Genomic DNA, 20,858 nt, shown 5'->3' with positions numbered 1-20,858 from the left:
ATCCCCTCGAAAGGATACACCATGTTGCTTTGCGTCGAAAATATCCTGTCACCGCAGGAAGTTGCCCATATCCGATCCGTGATCGACACGGCCCGATGGGACGACGGCCGCAACACCGCTGGCGCGCAATCGGCGCAAACCAAGCACAATCAGCAAATTCCCCTCGACAGCCCCGTTCTGCCTGATCTGCAGACGCTGGTGCTCCAGCGGTTGATGGGCAACCCCACGTGGGTTTCCGCTGCCCTCCCGCTGCATGTCCTGCCCCCGATGTTCAACCGCTACGAAGAGGCAGAGACCTTCGGCGTGCATGTCGACAATGCCATCCGCGTGAACCCGCAAACCGGCCAGCGGCTGCGGACCGACCTGTCGTGCACGCTGTTCCTGAATGACCCCGACGACTATGACGGTGGCGAGCTGGTCATCGAAGACAACTACGGCACCCAGTCGGTCAAACTGCCGGCGGGGCACTGCGTGCTTTATCCGTCAACCTCGCTGCATCAGGTCACGCCTGTCACCCGTGGTGCGCGTGTTGCGTCCTTCTTCTGGGTGCAGTCGATGATCCGCGACGGCGGCCAGCGCGAGATTCTCTTCGATCTGGATCAATCCATCCAAGAGCTGTCGGCCAGCGCGGGTCTGAACGACCCGACCGCTGTGCGCCTGACCGGCATCTACCACAACCTCATCCGACAATGGGCAGAGACCTGATATGAAATTTCCAAGCATCCTTCTGGCGGCCGTCCTTGTCGCAACCCCGCAACTGGCCGCAGCCGACACCGCGTCGGTCAATATCGCGCTGATCACATGGGCTGACGAATGGATCGGCCCTGCCCTGTCCGAGCCGATGCGCGTCGCCGCGCAACAGGGTGGCCATTCGCCGCTGGCGATGTTCATGGGGGCCGATATCGTCGTGAAGGCGGTGATGTTCGGGCTGGCCATCGCCTCGGTTCTGGGCTGGGCCGTGTGGGCGGGCAAGATCCTGCAGGTGAGCTGGGCCAACGCACGGCTGCGCCGGTCCTACCGCAAGCTTGCCAAAGCAGGTGCCGTCAAAGGCGCGCAGGCGAAATCCTTTTCCGGCCCCATGCGCGCCATGATCCGCGCCGCCTTGGCCGAGATCGACATCTCTGACGGGTTGAACAAGGCGGGCATCAAGGAACGCGTCGCATCCGAGCTTTCGCGGATCGAAGCGGGGGCCGCGCGCTCGATGCAGTCTGGTGCGATGATCTTGGGCTCCATCGGGTCGACGGCACCGTTCATCGGGCTTTTCGGCACGGTCTGGGGCATCATGAACAGCTTTATCGGCATCGCTGAAAGCGGCAGCACCAGCCTGACCGTCGTCGCCCCAGGTATCGCCGAAGCGCTGCTGGCCACCGCCATCGGTCTGGTCGCCGCGATCCCCGCCGTGCTGCTTTATAACCACATCACCCGCGTCGTCACCGGCTACCGCGCGCGTGTGGGGGATGCCGCGGCGCTGGTGGAGCGCTGCCTGTCGCGTGATCTGGACCGTGCAGAGCGTACCGCCGACGTGCCTCATACCACCCCTGATATCGCCACCAAACTGGCAGCGGAGTAACCCCGATGGGCGTGCGACTTTCTGACGGCGGCGACGATCTTGCCCCCAATGCGGATATCAACATCACACCGTTTATCGACGTGATGCTGGTGCTGCTGATCATCTTTATGGTGGCGGCCCCGCTGTCTACCGTGGACGTCAACGTAGAGCTGCCGGTCGCCACCGGCAAACCCGCGCCGCGCCCCGATGATCCGGTCTTTGTCACCATCCATCAGGACCTCAGCCTGAGCGTGGGCGAAGAAGAGGTATCCTTGGGGGATCTGAACATGCGGCTTGGCATCCTGACCCGTCTGGATCTGGGCACGCGCATCTATATCAATGCTGATCGTTCGGTTCCCTATGGCGAGGTGATGGCCGTGATGAACCGCATGCGCAGCGAAGGCTATCTGAAGATCGGCCTCGTCGGGCTTGAGGACGAGGGCGGGGCCGCCCCTGCGGCGGCAGGTGACGTGGCAACCGCTTCGCCTGCCCCCGCTGCGCAGGACACCGCAGAATGAGCTTTGCCTACGCCCCGCGATATGGTGCCGGGTTGATGCTGGGGGCCGGGCTGAGCATCGGCGTGCATGGCGCGCTGGTCGCACTTTGGCTGACACAGGCCGCGCCCTACGAGCCACCGGAAGAAGCGGGCATTCAGGGCCGCGAGCTGATCGATCTGGCCGAGGTCGAGATGATCATGGCCGCGCCTGAAACCGACCTCCCCGACGGGCCACCCGCCGAGGATAGCCAAGCCACGCTCGAAAGCCCGGCCGAACGCGAGGAAGCCAAAGCGTCGAACGATCCGCTGCTGGCACAGATACCGCACACGCCGGACGACCCCGAACTGCAGTTCAAGATCGCCAACCCCGATCAGGAAGTCGACACCGACAAGGAGGCGACCGAAACGCCGACCGAGTTGCAGGAAGAGACCGAAAACGAGAACGCCGCGCAAAGCACGGCTGCCGCCCCCAAGGCAAGCGCGGGTCAGGACGAACAGGACCAAAGCGCGGCCAAGGAACAGGGGCTGACAGATGCCGAACGGGCAGAGATCACGGATTGGCAAAAATCGCTGGTTCTGGCGTTGAACGCGGCCAAGGACTACCCCCGCCGCGCCCGCGAAGCCCGCGCCGAGGGGACCACAACCGTGGCCTTCACGTTGGATCAATACGGTCAGATCAAAGCGCGCGAGGTTTCCAAATCCTCCGGCTGGCCCGTGCTGGATCAGGCGGCGCTGGATATCTTTGACCGGCTGCAAACACTGCCGCGCCCGCCCTCTGCCATGGGTGCCGGCCCGTTCAATCTGGCAATCCCGATCAGCTATCGCTTTCGCTGATCGGGTCGCCGCCGAAGGCTGTGATCATATCGGGGGTGATGTCCGCGACTGTTGCGCAGCCGCATAGGGCCATCGTCACTTCCAGCTCGTCCCGTAAGCGACGCAACACCTGACTGGCCCCGCGTGCCCCGTCGACGATCAACCCGTGCATCACGGGGCGACCGACCAGCACAGCCTCGGCCCCTAGCGCCAGCGCCTTGAACACATCGCTCCCGCGCCGGATGCCGCCATCCAGATAGACCGGCACATCCTGCCCCACCGCCTGCACCACGGCGGCCAATTGCGTGACGGGGGCCGGAACAGTATCCAGCACCCTGCCCCCGTGGTTTGACACGACGATCCCCGCAACACCGGCATCGACAAACCGCCGCGCATCCGTGGCACGCAGACAGCCTTTGATGATCACCGGAACGGGGCTGTCCGCGATCAGCCGCGTCAGGTCTGCCCATGTGGGGGCAAAGACCATCATCCCGTCGAACACCACGCTCTGCCCGTCTTGCAACTGCGGTCGCGGCGGCTGCGGCAGCGGGTCCAGCATCACGGGGCGCACGCCATCTGGCAGCACGAAGCCCGCGGCAACCTCGCGGTCGCGCAGGCCGTTGATCGGCGCGTCAAGCGTCACCACCAGCGCCTCTGCCCCGCAGTCCACCGCGCGGTTGACCAAAGTCATCGTGCTATCGTGATCCGCCTGCATATAAAGCTGGAACCAGCGTCGCCCCGGAATGGTGGCGATGTCTTCGGGCGCCGTGCTGGTCTGGCAGCTGACCACCATCACCGCGTCTTGAGCGGCAGCGGCCATTGCAATCGCAGTTTCGCCATCCGTGTGGAACAGCCGTTGGAATGCCATTGGCGCGACCATGATCGGATGCGCCGCGGGCTGCCCCGATATCGTCGTGCGCGTATGGCCGCCTGCACAGTCCGCCAACAGGCGTGGCAACACTCCGATCCGGCCAAAGCTGGCGCGGTTCTGGCGCAGCGACAGCTCCCCTTCTGCGCCGCCTTCGAGGTAGGCAAACACATCAGCGGCAAGGGTCGCGTGGGCGGAGGCTTCGAAATCTGACAAGGTCACAGGCATACCCCACAGATCGCGCAAAACGTCCGCCGCCACAAGCGACTTAAATACTCAGGTATATCGGTTAGACGCGTTGGACGTATTCCAGCATCGCGTCATCAACCTCGTCCCCGCATAGAACAGAGACTTCGCCCGTCGTCTCGAAGACGGCGGCACGCACATCGCTCAGCCGCATGACGTTGGATTCGCGCAGCTTCTCCATCAGGTCACTGCGCGACACACGATTGACCCGCATCGCCTCTTCACAGATCTTGCCATTCTCCATCAGATAGACCGGCGCGTTCTGGATGGTATGCAAAGCGGTTTCAGACCGACGGCGCAGATAGGACAGCGTGAACTGGAAAAGGAACAGGCAAGCGGTCGCGACCAAAGTCTGGAAGAAGGCTTTCCAATCCGACGCTTGCGCCGCCCCCGCCAGCAAAGAGCCGAAGGCGATGGTGGTCACAAAGTCGAAGTTCGTCATTTTGGAGAAGGAATTGAGCCCGACGATCCGCACCATGAGGATGATCCAGATCAGCGCCACACCGCTGAGCACGAAGCCGCGGGCCAGAACATCGAGTACCGTATTGTCGAAAAACATATAATCCCTTCTTCTCTGGATTGATCAGGCGTCGGATCGACGCGTTTTCTCTTCTTTCTCGTCGCGTTGCTGAGCACGCGATTTCGGCACGTCGCCCTCGCCCGCGGGCCACCCCTCGCGCTGCGCGCGGCGGTCGCCGTCGGTGGCTTCGGTCTGGTCGTGGAACAGATGCACCTGCGTCGGATAGGGCATATCGATCCCTTTTTCATCCAGCGCTTTATAGACCGCCTGCAGCACCGCCCCGAAGGTATGGATCTGCGACGCACGGTCCGACTTCGTCCACCACCGCAAGCGGACGATGTTGGCGGAATCGCCCAGTTCGACCGGTATCGTTTCGGGGGCTGGGTCGGTCTCTACACCCTCAACGCTGGCGCAGGCATCCTGCATGACCTTGCGCGCGGTATCCCAGTCGTCGCTGCAGCCGATGCCGATGTCATATTCCGACCGGCGCGTGTCAAAGGCCGTATTGACCACCACGCTGTCTGTATAGATGTCCGAATTCGGGATCACCACGCGGCGACCGTCATAGGTCTTGATCATCGTGGCGCGGGTCTCGATCTTTTCGACCGTGCCCTCATGCCCGCCCGACACGATCTGGTCGCCGACTTCAAAGGGCTGGCGCAGCAGGATCAGGATACCTGCCAGCATGTTCTGCAAAATATCCTTGAAGGCGAAGCCGATCGCGACAGAGCTGACGCCCAAACCGGCAATCAGATCCCCCGGTGTGACCGTCGGGGCGACGATGGTCACCGCCAGCATGAAGCCGATGATGGTCACGGCCCACCGCATCAGTGCCCCGCCCACGTCGCCCAGATTCTCGCGTCCGCGGCGCCCGGCGGATTTGCGGATCAGCGCGCCGATGCCCATTCCCAGAAACCAGAACACCACGGCCACAACCAGCGCGACGCCGATATTCGGGAGCAATCTGAAAAAGCCGTCCAACCAGCCGTCAAGTTTATCGAAAATCAGGCCGGGGTTGGCGTCGACTTCTTCCATGGGGTCTTCCTTACTCGTTACTGAATCAGCGGGTGCACAAAAGGCCCGCTCTCACGTGGCTATTTGATCACATCCCCAAGACAAACGACCCGAAACAGCGGCGGGTTCCCGAAACACCCTTGGTATATGCGCTGCAAACACGTCCAAGGCCGCAAGCGCTTTGTGTGAAATGAGCAACAGCGCCATAATTCCGCCAGTTTCAGAAACCATTAACGATGGCAGAGAAATTCGAGAGATGCAGAGCGTACGACCCTCTGTGCAGGACTGAGTGACAGGGCAACGATGACAATTCCGCGCAAGCTAGCCTACTTCCAACTGTTTACCCTTTGCGTCTGCATCGGGCTTTCCTTTTTGTTCTTCTTTGTGGCGGGCAATACTGTGCAGGTCCAAGCGCAGGACAGGTTTCACGCGTTGGTCAGCCAAGGGCTGTCGTCAATGGGGCGGCGCGCCGACGAATACGGCAGGACGCTCGACGGTGTCGCGGGCTTTGTCGCTGCCTCTGACGAGGTGACGGCGCAGGATATGGAGACCTACGCGACGTCGGTCCATATTGCAGACGGTTCTTACGTGCTAGATGCCATCGGCTTTGCCGTCCCTGTGTATGACGAAACCGACGGCACGCTGAAGGATTTCGTGATCCAGCGCGCCACACCGACGGAAAACTTCGCCGGCATGGTCGGGACAGAGTTTTCAAGCAACGCAGATCTTCTGGCCACGGCCCTCGCCACCTATGCAAGTGGCAAGACGCTTTCGACAACCCCTGCGCTCCACGGTGAAAATTGCCATGCCCTGCTGATCAAACCGATTTTCCGCCCTGCCGCCGCTTCTGACGGCACCCGCGATCCTGATGCGGCGTTTCTGGGCGTCGCCTTTGCGATGGTCGATGTGGACGAAATCTTTAGCGATCTCTTCGCCGCGCAAAATGACCTCATCACGCTGGATGTGTCCTTCTATGATGAGAATGGCGCCCCGTTCCAGCACCATCCAACCGTCGCCAGCGATGCCCCCGCCCCGGCCTTTGAATTTTCAGGTAACCATACGGGCTATGGCCAACGCATGACCCTGCACTGGGCCAGCACCCCGGCCTTCGAGGCCGCGCAACCGAACAACGCCAAATGGATCGTGCTGGCGCTGTCGCTGACCATCACGGCGCTGATCCTGATCATCCAGTCGGTGATCCTGAAACGTAATCTGACCATCAACCAGACGGTGGCCGACAAAACCCGCGAGCTTGAGACGCAACACCAAGAGAAACGATCAATCCTCGAAAACGCGATGCTGCCGATTATCTCGGTCCGGCAATCGGGGGAAATACTGCATCTGAACGATGCCGCGCGACAGCATCTGATCGCTGCCGGGCACCGCAAGGACGCGACGGGCGACTTCGTGCAAGACCTGCTCCCCGAGGTCGACATCCACCGTGCCGACGGCGGTGTGAAAGTCGTGGTGCCGCCCCACAAAGGTACGACAGAACCCCGCACACTTGAGGTCGAGAAGAACACCTGGCTTACCGCCGACGCAGAGACGCGTATCACCTTGATGCTGCGCGATATCACCGACAGCGAACGCCGCACGCTCAAGATCGCGGAAACCGAACAACGGTGGAGCCTCGCGCTCAGCAGTGCGCATATCGGGGTCTTTGACATTGATCTGGAAAATGGCACATCTGTAGTGTCGGACACATGGCGCGACATCATGCACCATCCCGCTGACCCCGCCTGTCAGAACCCCTATTACGATAAGATGCAGCATGTGCATCCCGATGATGCGGCGGTGGTCAAGAAGATCGAACTCGCCTGTCTGAACGGGATGACCGACCGCGCCGAGGCCCGCTTTCGCATCCGCGTTGGTCAGGACAACTGGCGCTGGATCAAATCGGATGCGGTCGTGGTAGAGCGGGCGAAGAACGGGCGCGCCCTGCGGATGCTGGGTATTCAGATCGACATCACCGAAAGCAACAAACTTGAACAGATGAAGCACGACTTTGTCGCCACCGTCAGCCACGAACTGCGCACGCCGCTGACCTCTATCAAGGGGGCGTTGGGGCTGCTCGAGGCCCAGACACAGGACGATCCGGATGCCGGCGCGGTGCGTCTGGTGCAGATCGCCACGGCCAACTGCGACCGGCTTGTCGCGTTGGTGAATGACATTCTGGACATGGAAAAGATCAACGCAGGCAGCATGACCGTTGTGCCGAAACCGGAGAAGCTGGGCGATATCGTCACCCTCGCCGCCGAGCAGGTAGAGCCTTATGCCAGCGAATGGAAGGTCGAGATCGACGTAGACACGCCCGATCCCGATCACCACGTGCTGACCGACAAGAACCGCATCATGCAGGTGCTGACCAACCTCTTGTCCAATGCCTGCAAGTTCGCCTACCCCGAAACCGCCGTGACAGTGACCACAGCGCCAGTGGGCGACATGACCAAAATCTCTGTCACCAATCTGGGTAACGGCATCTCAGAGGAGTTCCGCGAACGCATCTTCCAGCCGTTCTCGCAGGCCGAGGCATCGAACACGCGACAGCGCGGTGGCACCGGGCTTGGGCTCAATATCTCGCGCCATCTGGTAGAGGCCATGGGCGGCGAAATCGGGTTCGACAGTGTGCCGGGGGAGGAAACCGTATTCTGGTTCACCTGCCCCTCGACCGAAGACCCCGACGTGGCGATGGTGGCCTAAAGCGCCAGATCGGCGATCAGCATATCCTTGGTGTAATCGGCCTTCAGCTTACGCGGCCCGTTGCGCCCGCCTTCGACCACGATAAAGCTGTCGCCCAGCGCATAGGCGAAATCGGCATTCTGTTCGACCAATACAATCGCCATGTCGCCTTGGGTGCGCAGCAACCGCAGCGCATCCCCGATCTGCTGGATCACATTGGGCTGGATGCCTTCAGTCGGTTCGTCCAGCAACAAGACCCGCGGTCGCGTGATCAGCGCCCGTGCGATGGCAAGCTGCTGCTGCTGCCCGCCCGACAGATCCCCCCCGCGCCGCGCCTTCATATCCCGCAAGACAGGGAACAGATCGTAGATGTGATCGGGAATGTGGTGGTCGGCCTTGGGCAGGCAGGCAAACCCTGTCTCTAAGTTTTCCTCTACCGTCATCATCGGGAAAACCTCGCGCCCCTGCGGCACATAGGCAATGCCCGCATTCGCCGCCTGAAAGGCCGTGGTCAAACGCACGGGAGTTCCATCAACGGTGATCGTGCCCGCCGACGCCGGATGCCGCCCGGCAATCGCCTTGAGGGTGGAGGTCTTGCCGACCCCGTTGTTGCCGATCAAGGTCGTGATCTGCCCCTTGGGGGCCTGAAAGGACACCTCGTAAAGAATGCGGCTTTGACCATAGTGCAGGTCCAGATTTTCAACTTCAAGCATGGCCGCGCCCCAGATAAACTTCGATCACTTTCGGGTTGGATGTCACGTGGTCAAGACTGCCTTCGGCCAGCACCGATCCTTCGTGCAGCACCGTGACCTTGCAGTCGAGCCTGCGCACGAATTCCATGTCATGTTCGACCACCACCACGGCGCGGGTCTTGGCAGCGCGTTTCAGGATATCGGTGGTCTTTTCACGTTCCTCAACCGTCATGCCGGCGGCGGGTTCGTCGACCAGCAGCAGACGCGGCTCCTGCGCCAGCAGCATGCCGATTTCAAGCCATTGCTTCTGCCCGTGGCTCAACTCTCCGGCGATGCGGGTCAGGCTGTCGGTCAGGCCGATCTCTGCCGCAATGCCTTCGATCCGCGCCGCGTTGGACGGGGTTTTGCGGTGCAGCAGGACGGCCAGCGGCCCCCTCGGATTCTTCAGCGCCATGGCAAGGTTCTGCCGCACGGTCTGCGCTTCGAACACGGTGGGTTTCTGAAACTTGCGCCCCACCCCTTCGTTCGCGATATCCGCCTCTGACATACCAAGCAGCGATATATTCCGCTCTCCCCAGACGACATGGCCGCTGTCGGGGCGCGTCTTGCCGGTGATGATGTCCATAAAGGTGGTCTTGCCCGCCCCGTTCGGCCCGATCACAGCGCGCAGTTCCGGCTCTGCGATTTGGATCGACAGGTTATTGATCGCCTTGAACCCGTCAAAGGATTTCGACACGCCGGAGACTTCTAACAGGGTATCGTTCATGACGGTTTCCTCACCAGATAATCAAACAGGCCGCCGATCCCCTTGGGGAAGAACAAGGTGACGCAAACAAAGGATACGCCAAGCAGTACCAGCCACCAGTCGGTCCATAGGATCGTATAGAACCCCAGATTGATGGCAGGGGCACCGCCGCCCGTGAACCAGCTGGACAGCAAGGATACGAATGCCGCCCCGATCACCGCGCCGTAAAGCCGCCCGCGCCCGCCAATCGCGACCCAGACCGCCAGATAGATCGATGCAATCGGCGCGATCTCTGCCGGGTTGATGATACCCGCCTGCGGGTAATAAAGCGCCCCGGCGATACCGGCGATCACGGCGGTCAGGGTAAAGATAAACAGCTTGTAGCGTTCCACACGGTAGCCAAGGAAGCGGACGCGGGCCTCGTTATCGCGGATGCCTTGCACCACGCTGCCCATTTTGCCCGATACCACCCATGCAAAGAGGATATACCCAAGCGCCAGCGCCAGCGCCGACCCCATAAAGAACACAAGGCTGATGGTCGCCTGCGAGGTGTCTTCGTACCCCGGAATATTCTGCAAACCGGAAAGCCCGTTGTTGCCGCGCAGACCACTGTCGTTCTGGAACAGCCACAGCGACAGCGCCAGCGTCATCGCCTGCGTCAGGATCGACAGGTAAACGCCCGTGACACGGCTGCGGAACGCCAGCCAGCCAAAGATTAGCGCAAGCAGCCCCGGCACAATCACCACCATCAGCAATTGCAGGAACAGGCTGTCGGAAAAGGCCCAGAGCCACGGAAAGTCAGAGCTGCCAACGACGCCGAAGATCTGGTTACCGATGGCGTCCTGCACCTCTTGCGGTGTGGGCGGGATCACCTGACCTTCAAGGCTCGACAACACGATGCCTTCGGTCCGCGCATACATCAGCCACATGCCGATGGCATAGCCGCCGATGCCGAAGAAAGCGAAATGACCGAGGCTCAGGATACCGCAGTAGCCCCAGACCACATCCATCGCGATGGCGATCAGACACAGGCACAGCGTTTTGCCCAAGGTCTTGACCATAGAGGTAGAGATAAGGCCCGTGCCTGTCGCCTCTGACCCGATGGCGACCGCGAGGGTAAACAGCCCCAACAGCGCGATGAACCACAGGACGGAAGGGTTTTCGGAAATGAATGTTTTACGCATGGATCAATCCGCCGCTGCCCGACCCTTTTGGGCAACGATGCCCTTGGGACGGAATTGAATGAACAGGATGATGAACAGCACCATATAGGTCTGTGCCGCGAGGGTATTGGACGGGTTGAACCATTCGATCCCCTTTTGCAGGAACCCGATAAGCGAGGCCCCAGCCAGCGTGCCCCAGACGTTCCCGACGCCGCCCACGACCACGGTCATGAAGGATTGCACGATGTAATCGGCCCCCATCTCGGACGTGACCTTGGCATAAAGGCCGATGGCTACCCCCGCGATCCCCGCGATGCCTGAGCCAAGGCCGAAGGTCATCATGTTGATGCGGTCGGGGTTGATGCCCATGCTGGCCGCCATACCGGGGTTCTGCGTCACGGCGCGCACCTCTAGCCCCAGTCGGGTGCGTTTGAGCACAAACAGGATCAGCCCCAGGAACAGCAGCGCCAACACGAAGATCGCGATGCGGATATAGCTGATCTGGATCACATCCGAGATCACCCAAGCCCCGTCCAGCCAAGCCGGAGAGGTCAGCGGGCGGGCCTGCGTGCCAAAGATGTTCTTGGCCAGTTGCTGCAAAGCGATAGAGATCCCGAAAGTCGCCAGCAGCGTCTCTAGCGGACGGTGGTAGAGGTGCCGGATCACCAACCGCTCCATCACCACACCGGCGGCGAATGTGACCGCAAAGGCCAGCGGCAGGGCGATGATGATCGACAGCGTGTAATCGGGCACGAACAGCTGCACGACATAGCCGGTATAGGCCCCCATCATGATAAACTCGCCATGGGCCATGTTGATGACCCCCATGACGCCAAAGGTGATGGCAAGGCCGATAGCGGCAAGGAAATAGATCGACGCGAGCGACAGCGCGTCCAGCGTCAGGTCAAGGGTTTGCGCGGCGGCGACGCGGGTCTCGATACTGTCGAGCGCGGCCCGCGCGGCGTCTGTGACGGCGCTGTCGGGCTCATCATACACCTCGTAGAACGTCATGCCTGCGATGGCATCTTGCTGGTCCCGCGCAGTCACCAGCGGCGGCACGGTGCCCGCAGCGGCAAGTGCGGCATAGGCCGTCGCACGCGCCGCATCGGTATTCAGCCGCGCTGTCGGGATACCACCCACACGCCCGTTGACAACGTTCGCCGCCAAAGCGTCGCGGATCGCGGCGGGGGGCACAGGCGAAGGGGCCAGATCAGCCGCCACAAGCTGCGCATAGGCCGCATCGGGTGAAATATCCTCTCTCGGTGTCAGCACCCGTACGACGTTGCCGCTGGGTGTTTCAGACGGCGTCGCTGTTTTGGTCGATAGAATCTGGTTCATCACCGCCCGCGCCTCGATCGAGGTATCGCTGGCCATTGATGTGATCGCGGCGATACGATCGGCGGCTGTGTCGCCAAAACTGGCAGAGAGGAAGTTGGTCAGCTGGATCTTGCGGGCCTTCAGCGCCGCGTCTGTCTCTGCCCCGACCGAGGCGCGCAGGGGTGCCAGTTGGTCCGCCTCTGGGCGGCGGGCGATTGAATCGACGGCGCTTTGACGGCGTGCAAGGTCAGGGTCGGTCAGTTGGAACTGCACAAGCGCAGTGCCGATCAGGCGGCGCACCCCGCCATTGGGTTTCAGCTGCAAAAACCCGCTTGCAGGTGCCGTGCTTTCCGCATCGCTGTCGATATCGCGCAAGGCCAGCGTGTCGCCTGTCTCGGTGCCGAAAAAGAACACACCATCCGCGTCGCGTTGCCAGACCCCTTTGTCCTGCCAGCGTTCAAGAAACGCGCTGACCTGCGGCGCACCGGAGGCAACCAGATCATCCAGCGCGACAGAGACAGAGCTGCGCGAGGGTTTGGCAATTTCATCGGCATGAGCTTGAAGCACGGGCTGCAAATCTTGCGCCTGTGCCGTTCCCACGATGCCCACCCAACAGAGGAGCATTAACAGGTGGCGGAACATAGGGAACCCTTGTGGTAAGTCTGGGAAATAAGGTGATGGGGCGGCCAGTCAGCCTGCCCGCCCCGGCGTTCAGGATCAGTAGTTAGAGGTCAGTTGAACGCAGGTTTCCGTTTCGGTGTTGTACATGCCGCATTCCAGATCTTTCCAATCGGAGGTCAGCACAGCGCTTTCGGGCAGGAAGTCTGTCCAGGCATCGCCGGGCACCGGATCGGTCTGGCTGATGATGTCGAACTGACCGTCTGCCGTGATCTCGCCGATCAGCACGGGTTTGGACAGGTGGTGGTTCACCAGCATCTCGGCGGTGCCGCCGGTCAGGTTCGGGAAGGTCTGCCCGTACATCGCGCTGCGCACGGCATCGACATCGGTGGTGCCAGCCTGTTCAACCGCATTCACCCACATGTTGAAGCCGATGTAATGCGCTTCCATCGGGTCATTGGTCACGCGTTTGTCGTCGCCGATGGATGTTTTCCACTGTTCGATGAATTCAGCGTTTGCAGGAGTGTCTGCGGACATAAAGTAGTTCCACGCCGCCAGATGCCCGACAAGGTTCGATGTATCGAGCCCCGACAGTTCTTCCTCGCCCACCGAGAAGGCAACGACGGGGATATCATCCGCCGATACATCCGCCGCGGCGAGCTCTTTGTAGAAACCGATGTTCGCGTCCCCATTGATGGTCGACACAACGCCAACCTGCTTGCCGTCCTGCCCCAGTGCAACGACATCGCCAACGATCGTGGCCCAATCGGAATGGCCAAACGGGGTGTAGTTCACAAAGATGTCTTCTTCGGCAATGCCCTTGGACATCAGATAGGATTTCAGAATGTTATTGGTGGTACGCGGGTAGACATAGTCGGTCCCGAGCAGGGCGAATTTCTCGACCCCCAGCTCTTCGAGGAAGTAATCAACCGCAGGGATCGCCTGCTGGTTGGGCGCGGCACCGGTGTAGAACACGTTCTTGGATGATTCCTCGCCCTCGTATTGCACGGGGTAGAACAGCAGGCCGTTCAGCTCTTCGATCACGGGCAGCACGGATTTGCGCGACACAGAGGTCCAGTTGCCAAAGATCACGTCGACCTCGTTCACGGTCAGCAGCTCGCGCGCTTTCTCTGCGAACAAGGGCCAGTCGGAGGCAGGGTCAACCACGACCGCCTCAATCTCGCAGCCCAATACGCCACCCTTTTCGTTCTGCGCGTCGATCAACATCAGCATGGTGTCTTTCAACGTCGTCTCGGAAATCGCCATGGTCCCCGACAGCGAGTGTAGCACGCCGACCTTGACCGGATCGGCACAGTCCTGCGCCATCACCAGCGAGGTGGAGCCCATCAATGCAGCGGTCGCGCAGGCGGCGAGTTTGGTGAATGTTGTCATCTTCTATCCCCTGTTGGCGCTGCTACCCCGCGCGTCAGAACGCACTTTTCCGGGGCCCCCAAGCACGTTAGACAGGAGGCGCAGCATATTGTTGTGATCGTCGCATGGCTTGTTACATCTGCCAGGATCGCTTGCCGTGCGACGGTGTTGCCTGTGTCGGCACAAGGCCAAGATGCCTAGGGCAGTGGCGGAGTCGCTAGAAAAAATGGCATGTCACAGGACACGCCCCTAGCCGCGCCTCATTTTTTGGCACCAAAGATCGGGATCGCTTAAAATGTAACCGGCAGGCACACGGCTGCGGGGAAAGGCGCGCGACAAGCGCGCGCCGCCACCTTCGCCTTAGGGGGTAACGCGCGCGGCGGAGGTCGCCTGCCACGCCCGCAACATCGGCAGCGCACAAAGGGCGACCCCGATGAGAAAGGACAGGCTGTAGCCCAAACCGGCCAGATCGTTCTGCGGCATGGCGATCAGCACGCCGCCAAAGAACAGCGCCACCCGCATCGGTAGCGCCCCACGGCCTTCAATCGGGCCGACAAGGCTGATGTAACCCTGCAGCGCCGCCGAGATCAGGGTCACCCCGATCATCGCACAGCTCAGCGCGACGACGACCTCCCACGCGGGGGCCTGACCAATCAACGCAGGATTCAACACAAAGAAGAAGGGCGCGATATAGATCACACCGCCAAGGCGCATCGCCTCGAACCCCGTGGCAATCGGGTTGGACCCCGCCATGGTAGAGGCCGCAAAAGCCCCAAGCGCTACCGGAGGTGTGATATAGCTGACCATGCCCCAGTAGAGAATGAACAGATGCACCGCCAGTTGGTTCAGCCCGCCGGCCTCAAGCGCGGGGGCCAGCACCACCGCAAGGAAGATGTAGCAGGCGGTCACCGTCATCCCCATGCCGAAGATAAAGGCGGTGATCGCCCCCATCAGCAACAGGATCAACGTGCTGTCGCCGGCCAGAAACACCAGCTCGTTCACCAATGTGCCCGCCAGCCCTGTAGCAGAGAACGACCCGACGATCAGCCCGACGCCCAGCAGGATCGCGGTCAGTTCTGACAGCCCCATGCCGACACCGACGATCATATTGCCAAGGCGGCTCAGGTTCAGACGATGGCTGGCGCGGAACTGGTTCACCACCAGCAGCAACGCGGTCGCATAGAAGGGCGCAGAGGATTCCTGCCGCAGCCCGATCATCATATAGAGCAGCAGCGCGAAAACGAAGATATAGGGCCAGCCTTCGATCATCACCTGACGCAGGCGCGGAAGGTCGGGCTTGGGCAATCCGCGCAGCCCGCGTTTCGCGGAGTAGGCGTCGATCTGCGCGAAAAGCCCCCAGTAGAACAACAGACTGGGGATCGCGGCGGCCAAGGCGATTTCGACATAGGGGCGTGACAGGAAGGACGCCATGACAAAGGCCGTCGCCCCCATGATCGGCGGCATCAATACCCCGCCAGTCGAGGCGCAGGCCTCTGTCGCGGCGGCGGTCTTGGCCGAGAATCCGGTCTTGCGCATCGCGGGGATCGACACCGCCCCCGTGGTCAAGACATTCGAAATGACAGAGCCGGACATCGACCCCATAAAGCCGCTGGCAAAGATAGAGACCTTCGCCGCGCCCCCGCGGTAGCCGCCCACAAGCCCAAGCGCCAGATCGTTGAAAAACTGCCCGCCGCCTGTCCGTTGCAGCACCGCGCCGAACAGGATGAAGCCGATGACAACGCCGCCGAACGCCTTCATCGGAATGCCGAAAGAGCTTTCGGCGGAATAGATATGGTAAGGTACCGTTTGCAGAAACGTGCTTTGAAAGCCCGAAAACGGGTCCGGCACGTGGCCCGCGAATGTCGGGTAAAAGGCAAAGAGGGTGACGATCAGGAACAACACCAGCCCCCCTGCCCGTCGCGTTGCCTCTAGGATCAGGAAGAAGAATATGACCGAGACATATTGCGCCGTTTCAGGGGCTGCATATTCCCACCCCTGCGACAGGTTCTGCTGCGCGGTCTGCGCCAGATAGCCCGTGGTCCCGACCGAAGCGGCAAACAGCACCCAGTCCAGCAGTGTCGGCTCCCCCCCCTTGCCGCCGCGGGCCTGAAAGATCAGGAACGTCAACGCTAGGAACATCCCCCCGAGGATATACAGATACCGCCCGTCGATCAGCACAATCCCGAAAAGCTGAAGGTTGAAAAGCTGGTTCACCACCAGCACCAGCGACAGCAGCGTCGTGATCACCACGACCCAACGTGCCACCCCCGAGATCCGCTCTGCCGGGGTGGCACCGTCAATCGCCACCTCCTCGAACTTCGGCTGCGAGGCGCGCGATGTATCGGGATCGGTCATAAAAACGCTTTCATATTAGGGGGTACGGGCCGGTAAGCGGCACAGCAGGAACGGGCCGGCACCATGACCAGCCCGCCCCGAACTTTGGAAAGGTTCAGAAAACGACAGAGAACCCGCCGTCTGCCAAGGCCTTGCGGCGCGCCTCTGACCAAGCGGCTTCCCAGTCAGAGGGGTTGGACGCTTTCGTCGCTTCCCATGCCGCGGCCAGCGCTTCTTGGCGTTTCACAAGTTTGTCGTTATGCGCCTGCGCGGTGTCGGACCAAGCGCCCACTTCTTCGAAATAGCGGATCGCCCCTTCGTGGTAGGGCACCACCCATTCCATGTTCTGCTTGTCCAGCGCCCAGCCACCGATGCCGGGGGAATTGCCGTCATATTTCGGGAACAGCTCTACCATCGCCTTGGTCATATTATAGACCAGCGCTTCGTCCGTGGCCGCAATCGAGGTCAGCACCGGATAGGCATAGCCCGCGCCCTGATAGCCGTCGGTCCCGTCGATGGTGGCCCCGACCTTGGCTTTGTTCAGCGTGAAGAAGGGGGCAATTTCCTGCATGCGGGCGAAACCCTCGGTGTCGTCGGGATCAATCGGCGGCCAGAACAGCCCGCGCGGCCCCGCTTCGGCCTCATATGCCTTGCCCGAGTTGGTCGACGCAAAAGCCGCATCGACCTGCCCTTCGATCAGGCCGGTCCAGCTGGCCCCGAACCCGCCGAAATCAACCCGCTCCACATCGTCCCAGGTCAAGCCGCCATAGGCCAGATAGGCTTCGGTGTTCACGTTCAATGCAGGGGCACCCACGATATAGGACACGCGCTTTCCCTTGAGGTCGGCATAGGTCTCGATCCCCAGATCGCCCGCGACACCGACCGCAAGGTTGATCGCGCCACCGTTGTTCGCCAGCAGCACGCGGATCGGCTGCGGGCCCCAGTTTTCGGCCCCGAAATCAAACACACCTTCCTGCGCCATAAAACTACCGCCCACACCCGTGGCCGAGAATTCAACCCGCCCCTGTCGCAATGGCTCTGTGCGCGACACGTCGTTCTTGCCCGGCAGCACGCGCAGGTTCACCCCCGCGGCATCTTGCAACGCAGCACCGATTGCCACGGCCTGATTATAGCCCGCCGACCCGGTGTCATAGGCTGTCCAGCTCAGTTGACGCGGCAGGTCCAGATCCTGCGCGACCCCCATGGAAGCCGTGAACCCAAATGCCACGACCGTCGTCTTCAATACGTTCATATCTTTCCTCCCAGAAATTCCTGCGGCGCTAAACATTCGCGTCTGCGGCAGGGTTAGCGGCCCGTTTTCTTGTGAAACGTGGTTCCGCCCTGTGGAAGAGGATAAGAGCCCGCCTTTCCTTGAGTCAACAAAAGACCGCGAGAGGCGCGATTGCGCAGGGTGACGTCAATCAGAGGTAGAGCAGAGATGTTCTGACGCGGGAACACCCGCCTTGCGCGCCGCCTCCGACAGTTGCGCCAATGTGCCTGGATCCAGCGGAATACCCTTGGCCGATCGCTCTGCCGTGCTGCGCCTTTCGGGGTCGCCGGGGAATTGCACCCCCGCCGTGCCGGGCGCTGCCGGGGATGCCTTGACCCAATCTGTATAGCTGTCCACATCCACACCAAAGCTTTGCGCAAGACCAAAGACATTCGGATCGATCAAGATCGCCATCATGTTGTTCACGATCCGGTCGGGCACCTCGCGCTCGGGCGCATAGGCCCCGCCCCCGCTGAACGATCCACCCAAGATATCCCCCAGCAAGGCGAGCCCGAACCCTTTATGCTGCCCGAAGGCCGTCAACGCCCCGCCAGCACCGTCAAATACCACCGACGGATCGCGCGTGGCATTGCCCTGCGCATCAATCAACGCTCCTTCGGGCGCGGGCTTGCCGCTAAGCTGAGCCACACGCGCCTTGCCCATGGCGATGGTACTGGTCGCCATATCCAGCACAAACATCGGATGCTTTTCGGTCGCCGGTATCGCCGTGCAGTAAGGATTCGTGACAAACCGCGCATCACTGCCGCCGAAGGGTGCCACGAGCGGTCGCGCGGACTGAACATTCGCGTATAGGATGCAGATAAACCCCGCCTCCGCCGCCATGATGCCCCAGTCGCCCAACCGCCCAAGGTGGAAGCTGTTGCGCAGGGACAGCATCGCGAAATGGTGGGTCTGCGCGCGATCAATCGCCAGCGTCATCGCCTGCTCTGCCACGATATGGCCAAAGCCACGGAGGCCATCGACCAAGAGGAACGGTCCTTTGTCCTGCACCAGCTCGATATCGGCCGCAGCGTCCAACTGCCCTGCAAGAATACCGTCCACATAGGCGGGTATCATCCCCACCCCGTGGCTGTCATGCCCTGCCAGATTAGCCCCCACCAACCGCGTCGCAACCTTCGCCGCCCGCCCTGCATCCTTCCCTGCCTGCGCCAAAATAGCCGTAGCAAAATCCGTCAACCGCCCCGCATCAACCGCCATCGGTCTGTCCTCCCCCAAATATGCTGTCCACGCCGCCTCTCCCAAAGCGAACGCCCACGATCGCAGCCTCGCGCCAAGAAGCGGAAACTGCAAGCCGGAGGGTCATCGGAAGCGGAAGGAGCCAACGCCGGCGTCTACGGCGGGAAAGTTTTCAACGGAGAGTTTAAATGGTGCCCAGGGGCAGCTTGGGTTTCCCCGTTGTGTTCCCGTTTGAGCAGGTTGAAGAAGCTCTCGGCGACCGCATTGAAGCTCCTATATTCGTCAAGCCTTGATCCGTGTGGATCAGGACGCGTCGCTTAGGTTTGCGTCGCCAGACAGCCATCAGAAGGGCTTGCAGCACGAGGTCTGTTGGTTGCCGCGATTGTGTCGCCCAGCCGATCACACGTCGTGAGTAGAGGTCGATGATAACCGCCAGATAGAGAAACCCCTCATAGGTTTTGATGTAAGTGATATCGGACACCCAGGCGGTCTCTGGCGCTGTCACATCAAACTGCCGGTCTAACGTGTTGTCGACGACGACTGACGGCCTTCCACCATACTTGCCCAGCTTACGTTTGTACCCGATCTCTGCGCGGATCCCGGCCACACGGGCCAACTCACGCTTGAGCCTGCGGCTCTCAGCTTCGTGGTCAACAGATGATGTCTGTGACGCAGCTTTTGCGTAGAACTTCATCCATTTGTAGAGCGAATATGTACTAACGCCCAACCGTTGTGAAACCTCGCGAACGGCATACCCCCGCACTGTTATCTGATGGACGGCATCGCGCTTGAAATCGTCACTGAAATTTGGCTTCCCCATAACGGCCTCCTTGCCTCAAAGTTAGGGAAGAAAGCGTCTACAAATCTAGGGGCTATTCAGTTTCCAACTTGGCGAGGCGGGCGCTTGCCACGGCAGGTGCAAGGCCAAGTTCACGACCCGCAGCGCTGATATTGAGCCGCTCTGCTGCCATTACAAATAATCGCAGGTGATCGGCGTCCATCAATTATACCCAAAATCAAGAAAGTGAACTCCACTCCCGGCAGTTTATTGCGCGAAGTACAAGGTATAAATTCGCATCCTAAGGATGACATCAACTCAAGGCTTTTGCGGTAATCCGCCGAGCAGACTGGCCCGATCATGATGGAAAGGAGGCTCTGATGACACAGACCGGAACCGTGAATTATCACGTCCACAAGCCGTTTCGGCAGGCGTTCGAAATTGATGTGGATGGCATTGCTGGCAACCTCATCGAGCCGGAGTTTTCCGCAGCCAAAATCGCAGTGAAGGATCAACGGAACTGCGAGGCCGTCACGGATTTTGCAGAGGATGGCTTTGCTTTTGCCAACTCCCCAACGGCTATATTGGATTTCAAAGGTGGCAATTGGCAAAGCCGATATGATGCCGAACTGGCCGATCTATTGAAACAGGAAGTTGGCGCAACAGAGGTGATCACCTTTGATCATACAGTGCGCATCGATGATCCGCAGGCCAAGCGCCGCCCGGCCCGCCACGTCCACAGCGATTATAGCCGCGAGGGTGCGGAAAGGCGTCTTGTGGATATTCTTGGCCCCGGACAGGCCGATGAATGGGCGCGGGGTCATTATGCCTTTATCAACGTCTGGCGCCCGATCGCGAACCCGATCAATTCGGCTCCTCTTGGCTTTATTCGGCCGTCGACGGTCAGAGACGCAGATTGGATCGTGATTGACTTGATCTACCCCGATCGCAAAGGCCAGGTGATGGGGTTGGCAAAAGACGACGCGCACGAATGGGTTTACCGCTCGCGGATGACGCCTGACGAGGTCGCGTTTTTCAACATTTACGACAATTCCGGCCGCCCCTGCGTTGGCCACAGTGCGATTGATCTGGTCGAGACCCCGACAGTCACGGCGCCCCGCCAAAGCATCGAGAGCCGTACGTTGGTTCGCTATTAAAGAGCGCCCCCCCCCCCGCGCCTTGCACACC

17 protein-coding genes and 2 pseudogenes are annotated in these 20,858 nt (G+C 60.9%); 6 read left to right on the top strand and 13 right to left on the bottom strand.

The window, feature by feature from the left end:
• Window positions 1-21: 21 nt before the first annotated feature.
• Genes AB1495_RS09175 through AB1495_RS09160 form a run of 4 tightly spaced genes read left to right on the top strand, consistent with a single transcriptional unit; the run spans window position 22 to window position 2,879 of the window.
• Window positions 22-705, top strand: coding sequence for a Fe2+-dependent dioxygenase (locus tag AB1495_RS09175; protein WP_074635235.1), 684 nt, complete (start codon window positions 22-24; stop codon window positions 703-705).
• 1 nt (window position 706) lies between these two features.
• Window positions 707-1,570 (top strand): tonB-system energizer ExbB, encoded by an 864-nt coding sequence (gene exbB / locus AB1495_RS09170; protein WP_005851866.1) that lies wholly within the window; start codon window positions 707-709, stop codon window positions 1,568-1,570.
• Window positions 1,571-1,575: 5 nt separating this feature from the next.
• The gene (gene exbD, locus AB1495_RS09165; protein ID WP_074635234.1) at window positions 1,576-2,067 is read left to right on the top strand and encodes a TonB system transport protein ExbD; all 492 of its coding nucleotides are present in this window, start codon (window positions 1,576-1,578) and stop codon (window positions 2,065-2,067) included.
• On the top strand, window positions 2,064-2,879 hold the full coding sequence (locus AB1495_RS09160) for an energy transducer TonB (RefSeq protein WP_074635233.1): 816 nt from the start codon (window positions 2,064-2,066) through the stop codon (window positions 2,877-2,879). The genes exbD and AB1495_RS09160 overlap by 4 nt, the downstream gene beginning before the upstream one ends.
• On the opposite strand, the gene AB1495_RS09155 is transcribed toward AB1495_RS09160, so the two are convergent.
• The 3 genes from AB1495_RS09155 to AB1495_RS09145 form a co-directional block, all read right to left on the bottom strand.
• Complete coding sequence (locus AB1495_RS09155) at window positions 2,860-3,954, bottom strand: alpha-hydroxy acid oxidase (protein WP_074635698.1); 1,095 nt, start codon at window positions 3,952-3,954, stop codon at window positions 2,860-2,862. The two genes, AB1495_RS09160 and AB1495_RS09155, sit on opposite strands and share 20 nt — an antisense overlap.
• 61 nt (window positions 3,955-4,015) lie before the next feature.
• Complete coding sequence (locus tag AB1495_RS09150) at window positions 4,016-4,531, bottom strand: DUF421 domain-containing protein (RefSeq protein WP_037943516.1); 516 nt, start codon at window positions 4,529-4,531, stop codon at window positions 4,016-4,018.
• Between the two features lie 24 nt (window positions 4,532-4,555).
• A complete protein-coding gene (locus tag AB1495_RS09145) occupies window positions 4,556-5,527 on the bottom strand; it encodes a mechanosensitive ion channel family protein (protein ID WP_074635232.1) in 972 nt (323 codons plus the stop codon).
• Between the two features lie 282 nt (window positions 5,528-5,809).
• Between AB1495_RS09145 and AB1495_RS09140 the strand changes: the two genes are divergently transcribed.
• Window positions 5,810-8,206: a PAS domain-containing sensor histidine kinase gene (locus AB1495_RS09140; RefSeq protein WP_074635231.1), complete on the top strand. Its 2,397-nt coding sequence runs from the start codon at window positions 5,810-5,812 to the stop codon at window positions 8,204-8,206.
• Here the strand turns inward: AB1495_RS09140 and urtE are convergent.
• The 10 genes and pseudogenes from urtE to AB1495_RS09090 form a co-directional block, all read right to left on the bottom strand.
• Window positions 8,203-8,898, bottom strand: a complete 696-nt coding sequence (urtE, locus tag AB1495_RS09135) for an urea ABC transporter ATP-binding subunit UrtE (protein ID WP_074635230.1) — start codon at window positions 8,896-8,898, stop codon at window positions 8,203-8,205. The genes AB1495_RS09140 and urtE overlap by 4 nt on opposite strands.
• Window positions 8,891-9,643, bottom strand: a complete 753-nt coding sequence (gene urtD / locus AB1495_RS09130; RefSeq protein WP_037943507.1) for an urea ABC transporter ATP-binding protein UrtD — start codon at window positions 9,641-9,643, stop codon at window positions 8,891-8,893. The genes urtE and urtD overlap by 8 nt, the downstream gene beginning before the upstream one ends.
• Window positions 9,640-10,806, bottom strand: a complete 1,167-nt coding sequence (urtC, locus tag AB1495_RS09125; RefSeq protein WP_074635229.1) for an urea ABC transporter permease subunit UrtC — start codon at window positions 10,804-10,806, stop codon at window positions 9,640-9,642. Before urtC ends, urtD begins: the two co-directional genes overlap by 4 nt.
• Window positions 10,807-10,809: 3 nt before the next feature.
• Entirely contained in the window at window positions 10,810-12,744 is a 1,935-nt protein-coding gene (gene urtB / locus AB1495_RS09120; RefSeq protein ID WP_074635228.1) for an urea ABC transporter permease subunit UrtB, read from the bottom strand.
• 75 nt (window positions 12,745-12,819) lie between these two features.
• Window positions 12,820-14,112, bottom strand: a complete 1,293-nt coding sequence (urtA, locus tag AB1495_RS09115; RefSeq protein ID WP_005851848.1) for an urea ABC transporter substrate-binding protein — start codon at window positions 14,110-14,112, stop codon at window positions 12,820-12,822.
• Window positions 14,113-14,451: 339 nt separating this feature from the next.
• Window positions 14,452-16,446 (bottom strand): TRAP transporter fused permease subunit, encoded by a 1,995-nt coding sequence (locus AB1495_RS09110; protein ID WP_074635227.1) that lies wholly within the window; start codon window positions 16,444-16,446, stop codon window positions 14,452-14,454.
• A gap of 94 nt (window positions 16,447-16,540) precedes the next feature.
• Window positions 16,541-17,677 (bottom strand): TAXI family TRAP transporter solute-binding subunit, encoded by a 1,137-nt coding sequence (locus AB1495_RS09105; RefSeq protein WP_074635226.1) that lies wholly within the window; start codon window positions 17,675-17,677, stop codon window positions 16,541-16,543.
• 165 nt (window positions 17,678-17,842) lie between these two features.
• Window positions 17,843-18,913 carry a malate/lactate/ureidoglycolate dehydrogenase gene (locus AB1495_RS09100; protein WP_074635225.1) on the bottom strand — a complete coding sequence of 357 codons (1,071 nt, stop codon included), beginning with the start codon at window positions 18,911-18,913 and terminating at the stop codon, window positions 17,843-17,845.
• A 203-nt stretch (window positions 18,914-19,116) separates the two neighbouring features.
• Window positions 19,117-19,712, bottom strand: a pseudogene (locus AB1495_RS09095) (DDE-type integrase/transposase/recombinase); the annotation flags it as partial.
• Window positions 19,713-19,767: 55 nt separating this feature from the next.
• Window positions 19,768-19,893 (bottom strand): annotated as a pseudogene (locus AB1495_RS09090) (LysR family transcriptional regulator); the annotation flags it as partial.
• A 157-nt stretch (window positions 19,894-20,050) separates the two neighbouring features.
• On the opposite strand from AB1495_RS09090, the gene AB1495_RS09085 reads away from it, so the two are divergent.
• Window positions 20,051-20,827, top strand: coding sequence for a CmcJ/NvfI family oxidoreductase (locus AB1495_RS09085; protein ID WP_074635223.1), 777 nt, complete (start codon window positions 20,051-20,053; stop codon window positions 20,825-20,827).
• Window positions 20,828-20,858 lie beyond the last annotated feature (31 nt).

The sequence above is a fragment of the Sulfitobacter pontiacus genome, from assembly GCF_040790665.1.
Lineage (GTDB): Bacteria > Pseudomonadota > Alphaproteobacteria > Rhodobacterales > Rhodobacteraceae > Sulfitobacter > Sulfitobacter pontiacus.
This window is presented reverse-complemented; position numbering and strand designations above follow the sequence as displayed.